5 protein-coding genes are annotated in these 5598 nt (G+C 59.4%); 1 reads left to right on the top strand and 4 read right to left on the bottom strand.

Translation table 11 applies throughout. The features are described from left to right. Positions 1–341 precede the first annotated feature (341 nt). Entirely contained in the window at positions 342–1400 is a 1059-nt protein-coding gene (nadA, locus tag LVD08_RS26110; protein ID WP_003227499.1) for a quinolinate synthase NadA, read from the top strand. A gap of 205 nt (positions 1401–1605) precedes the next feature. Here the strand turns inward: nadA and LVD08_RS26105 are convergent, their stop codons facing one another. The 4 genes from LVD08_RS26105 to LVD08_RS26090 form a co-directional block, all read right to left on the bottom strand. Continuing rightward, positions 1606–2094: an RDD family protein gene (locus LVD08_RS26105; protein WP_247269625.1), complete on the bottom strand. Its 489-nt coding sequence runs from the start codon at positions 2092–2094 to the stop codon at positions 1606–1608. 97 nt (positions 2095–2191) lie between these two features. Next, complete coding sequence (locus tag LVD08_RS26100) at positions 2192–2404, bottom strand: cold-shock protein (RefSeq protein ID WP_007934683.1); 213 nt, start codon at positions 2402–2404, stop codon at positions 2192–2194. Positions 2405–2807: 403 nt separating this feature from the next. Next, positions 2808–3932 (bottom strand): glycine cleavage system aminomethyltransferase GcvT, encoded by a 1125-nt coding sequence (gene gcvT, locus LVD08_RS26095; RefSeq protein ID WP_247269624.1) that lies wholly within the window; start codon positions 3930–3932, stop codon positions 2808–2810. A 135-nt stretch (positions 3933–4067) separates the two neighbouring features. After that, the gene (locus LVD08_RS26090) at positions 4068–5444 is read right to left on the bottom strand and encodes an L-serine ammonia-lyase (protein WP_027612541.1); all 1377 of its coding nucleotides are present in this window, start codon (positions 5442–5444) and stop codon (positions 4068–4070) included. Between the last annotated feature and the right edge of the window lie 154 nt (positions 5445–5598).

Raw genomic sequence — 5598 nt, 5'->3', positions numbered from 1 at the left:
TTAGCTCAGTTGGTAGAGCAGTTGGCTTTTAACCAATTGGTCGTAGGTTCGAATCCCACACGACCCACCATATTTGGCGGTTTAGAAAATCCGGAAGGCCCACGAAAGTGAGGATTTCCGGGTTTTTTTTTGCCTGCGATTCAGGCACCTCTCCCTTGATCGTTGCCTGCGCTGACACAGGTCAGAATCATCTTTTGTATCAACGGGATATTCTGTAGCCTTGCGCAGCTTCAACGCTGTCCGTGCCTGATAATACTCACTCTCCCGGCGGTACCCTCAAGTGGTCCGGAGCCGGGTGTATACTCGACTTTCGCGCGAAAGCGCCTGCAGGTCTTGCGAACATGACGCAGATTTCCGAACGCCTTCTGGTTCAAGCCCACCTCGATGCCAAACAGCCCAAACCGCTGACTGCCGAGGAAGAGGCCTACTACCGTTCCGCCATCGCCGCCGAGCTCAAGGCTCAGGACGCGGTGCTGGTGGCCCACTTCTATTGCGATCCGGTGATTCAGGCCCTGGCCGAAGAAACCGGCGGCTGTGTGTCTGACTCCCTCGAAATGGCGCGCTTCGGCAACGCTCACCCGGCCAAGACCGTGGTGGTCGCCGGCGTAAAGTTCATGGGCGAGACCGCGAAGATCCTCAACCCGGAAAAACGCGTGCTGATGCCGACCCTGGACGCGACCTGCTCGCTGGACCTCGGTTGCCCGGTGGACGAGTTCTCGGCGTTCTGCGATCAGCACCCGGAGCGCACGGTGGTGGTGTACGCCAACACCTCGGCCGCGGTCAAAGCCCGGGCTGACTGGGTGGTAACGTCGAGCTGCGCACTGGAGATCGTCGAAAGCCTGATGGACAACGGCGAGACCATCATCTGGGGCCCGGACAAGCACCTGGGCACTTACATCCAGCGCAAGACCGGCGCTGACATGCTGCTGTGGGACGGTGCCTGCATCGTCCACGAAGAGTTCAAGTCCAAGCAGCTCGAAGACATGAAGGCGCTGTACCCGGACGCCGCGATTCTGGTGCATCCGGAGTCGCCGACCTCGGTGATCGAACTGGCGGATGCAGTAGGTTCCACCAGTCAGTTGATCGCTGCCGCGCAAAGCCTGCCGAACAAGACTCTGATCGTCGCCACTGACCGCGGCATCTTCTACAAGATGCAGCAGCTGTGCCCGGACAAGGTCTTCATCGAGGCGCCAACCGCCGGTAACGGCGCGGCGTGCCGCAGTTGCGCACATTGCCCGTGGATGGCCATGAATACCCTTGAGCGCACGCTCAAGAGCCTGAAGGAAGGGACGAACGAGATCTTTGTCGATCCGGCGCTGATTCCGCAGGCGATCCGCCCGTTGAAGCGCATGCTGGATTTCACCCAGGCGGCGCGGATGAAGCTGGCGGGTAACGCGTAAGCTCTTTCTGCCAGACAAAAAAACTGTGGGAGCGGGCTTGCTCGCGAAGGCGGTGTATCAGTCGATGCAAAAGGTGACTGATACACCCCTTATGTGGGGGAGGCGCTTCGCGCGCAAGGGGTGTGAATGACAGGATCAAAAAGGTGCCAGACCCCCCCCCCTCCCTGCAAACCCCGCTCCCACAGTGGTATTCGGTGTCAGGAAGTTATTTGCTCTTCTTCGGAATCCGCACCACGCGGGTATCGGAGTAGATGTCGTGCCAGGTGCGCTTCTGCTTGTCGTATAGCGACCAGAAGAATCCAAGCCCTGTGCACAGCCACGAAGCGATCGATACCATGAAGCGCAGTAGCGCCTGCCACAGGCTGATCGCGCTGCCATCGGCGTTCTGTACGCGGATGCCCCATACCTGCATGCCCAGTGTCTGCCCGCCGTGGGTCCAGAACTTGGCGAAGAACGCAAACAGCACCAACAGCAACACCGTGGAATACAGCGGATCGCCATCCATTTTTCCGGCGTCGGTCAGCACGCGCAGGCGTTCTTCACCGATGATCGCTGCCTGGATCAACTTGTAGACGAACCCGGTGACGATCAGCAGGGCGGTGCACAACAGGAAGTCATAGAACATCGCCGCCAGACGCCGGCCGAGGCCAACAGCAGGAAAGTCGCCCTGGGGAGTGAGCAGGTTTTTCGACATGGCAGCCTCTGGACGCAAAATGAAATGCCATTTTACGGATTCGCGCGCACAAAAAAGCCCCTGATATCAATATCAGGGGCTTTTTCGTTACAGAAGATTAACCTTCTGCTTGTACTTCATCAGCCTGCATGCCTTTCTGGCCTTGCACAGCAACGAAGGTCACTTTCTGGCCTTCTTTCAGGCTCTTGAAGCCGTTGCCCTGAATAGCGCGGAAATGCACGAACAGATCCGGACCGCTTTCTGGAGTGATAAAACCAAAACCTTTCTCGTCGTTAAACCACTTGACGGTACCGCTCTGACGTTGGGACATTTCTTATTTCCTTTGACGCATAAATTGATGACAGCCTCTTTCTCATGAAAGAGTACTGGGGCTGGTTGCAGGAGAGTAAGAAGACGTCGAGCGGGATGTAGCTAACTTGTAGGCTACTGCCCAGGTCACGATTCCAAGCTGACCCATGCAAACACAGTGGACAAACTCTACGCCAACTACGGGAGAAAAAACAAGCCCCGCGAAGGCCCCGGTTTTACTGTCCCTGCTGGCAGTTAGTCAGTCTGCTAGTGCGGCTTAGACGATTAGCTTGTTCAAAAGTTTTCGAACGTTATAAGTAAAGTTCATAATCGAATCAAATGTTAGAAAATGCACTTTTTTGTGGCGATTGCGTTACACATTAGTGCATGCATAACGCAATCGCGTTACTTATAGAAACAGTCAATCAACCGCGATAGTAGCGTTGTGGAACAAATGGCATTTTGCTTACAAGCATTTGCACCTTTTTCCCACGAACGATGGCCCAGACTGGCGTATCCAGGGTGACATAAGCGCTGTCGAGGTAACCCATCGCCAACGGGCCACCCAGGGTCGGACCGAAGCCGCCGCTGCACACACTGCCGATGATTTCGCCGGCTTCGTTGACGATTTCTGCGCCTTCCCGCACTGGCGTACGTTCCTGCGGCAGCAGGCCGACGCGTTTGCGCGCGACGCCGTTCTGCTGCTGAGCGAAAACTGTCTCTGCCCCAGGGAAACCACCGGCCCGCGCGCCGTCGGCACGGCGTGGCTTGGAGATCGCCCACAACAGGCTGGCTTCAATTGGCGTGGTCTCGGTGTTCATGTCGTGGCCATACAGGCACAGGCCGGCTTCCAGGCGCAGCGAATCGCGGGCGCCGAGGCCGATGGCCTGAACTTCCGGTTCGGCCAGCAGGGCGCGGGCGAGTTTTTCTGCATCGGCGGCGGGCACCGAGATTTCGAAACCGTCTTCACCGGTGTAGCCCGAACGGCTGACGAAGCAATCCGCGCCCAGCAGTTGCACGCGATTGAACTGCATGAACGTCATCTTCGCCACCTCTGGCGCAAGACGCGCCAGCACGGTGACCGCAGCCGGGCCTTGCAACGCCAGCAGCGCGCGCGCTTCGAACAGCTCCGTAATGGTGCACTGATCGCCAATGTGTTTTTGCAGATGCGCCAGATCCTGATCCTTGCACGCCGCGTTGACCACCAGGAACAGCTCGTCGTTACCGAGATTGGCGACCATCAGGTCGTCGAGGATGCCGCCGTTGTCGTTGGTGAACATTGCGTAGCGCTGCATGCCCACCGGCAGGTCGATGATATCCACCGGCACCAGGGTTTCCAGAGCCTTGGCGGCATTGGCGCCGGTCAGGCGGATCTGGCCCATGTGCGAGACATCGAACAGCCCGGCCTGCTCACGGGTGTGCTGGTGTTCTTTCATCACGCCCAGCGGGTATTGCACCGGCATGTCGTAGCCGGCGAACGGCACCATGCGGGCGCCGAGTTCGATATGCAGAGCGTGTAGCGGGGTTTTCGACAGTTGTTCGGTGGACATGCGTGGCTCCTTGAAAGTTTGAGTTTGGGGGCATGGGGCTAGATTTAGATCAAGATCAAAGGCCCCTCACCCCAGCCCTCACCCGGAGGGAGAGGGGGCTAAATGCGGTCCTCTACCAAAAGGAGAGGACATAAATCAGCATTCGATGATGTTGACTGCCAGACCGCCGCGGGCGGTCTCTTTGTATTTGCTTTTCATGTCGGCGCCGGTCTGGCGCATGGTGCGGATGACCTTGTCGAGGGAGACGAAGTGTTGCCCGTCGCCGCGCATGGCCATGCGCACCGCGTTGATCGCTTTCACCGAGCCCATGGCGTTGCGCTCGATGCACGGCACCTGCACCAGCCCGCCAATCGGGTCGCAGGTCAGGCCGAGGTTGTGTTCCATGCCGATTTCCGCCGCGTTCTCGACTTGCTGCACGCTGCCGCCGAGCACTTCACACAACGCGCCGGCGGCCATCGAGCAAGCCACGCCGACCTCACCCTGACAGCCGACTTCGGCACCGGAGATCGAAGCGTTTTCCTTGTACAGAATGCCGATCGCGGCGGCGGTCAGCAGAAAGCGCACCACGCCGTCATCGTTCGCACCCGGGATAAAGCGCATGTAGTAATGCAGCACCGCCGGGATGATGCCCGCCGCGCCGTTGGTCGGCGCGGTGACCACGCGGCCGCCGTTGGCGTTTTCTTCGTTGACCGCCAGGGCGTACAGGTTGACCCAGTCGAGCACCGACAGCGGATCGCGCAGCGCCGATTCCGGGTTCTTGCACAATTGCCGATGCAATGCCGCCGCCCGGCGTTTGACCTTCAGCCCGCCCGGCAGAATGCCTTCGTTGCGACAGCCAGCGGCGACGCAGTCCTGCATCACTTGCCAGATTTTCAGCAGACCGGCGCGGGTTTCCGCCTCCGGGCGCCAGGCGCTTTCATTGGTCAGCATCACCTGGCTGATCGACAGGCCGTAGGTGGCGCAATGGCCGAGCAAGTCCTTGGCACTTTTGAACGGGAAGGTCAGCGGTGTCGCGTCTTCGACGATGCGGTCGGCACCGGCCGCATCTTCATCAACGACGAAACCACCACCGACCGAGTAGTACTCGCGGCTGCGGATCTGAATACCGGCAGCATCGAAGGCACGAAAGATCATGCCGTTGGGGTGATAGGCCAACGGTTTGCGGATCATCGCCAGGTGTTCTTTCTCATTGAACGCAATGCTGTGTTCGCCGAGCAGATTCAGCCGGCCATTGCCGCGAATATCCTGCAGGCGTGCGGCGACGGTTTCGGTATCGACGGTGTCCGGGTGTTCACCTTCAAGGCCAAGCAGCACGGCTTTGTCGCTGCCGTGCCCCTTGCCGGTAGCACCGAGCGAGCCGTACAGCTCGACTTTGACGGTGCTGGTGGCCGACAGCAGGTCATCGCGGCGCAGGCCTTCGGCGAAGCGCGCAGCGGCACGCATCGGGCCGACGGTGTGGGAGCTGGAAGGGCCGATGCCAATCTTGAACAGGTCGAACACGCTTAACGACATGAGTTGTTCTCCGGTTTCTTGTTATAGGAATTGGCGCAAGCTCGAGGCTGGACACAAATCCCCTGTGGGAGGGGGGTTGCCCCCCAGAGCGGGGGGGGGGGGCAGCAAGGGTGGGGGTGGTTACCCCACCCTCTCCGCGCGGCCCCCCCCCCCC

Source organism: Pseudomonas sp. YL2 (assembly GCF_023063025.1).
GTDB lineage: Bacteria > Pseudomonadota > Gammaproteobacteria > Pseudomonadales > Pseudomonadaceae > Aquipseudomonas > Aquipseudomonas putida_A.
This window is presented reverse-complemented; position numbering and strand designations above follow the sequence as displayed.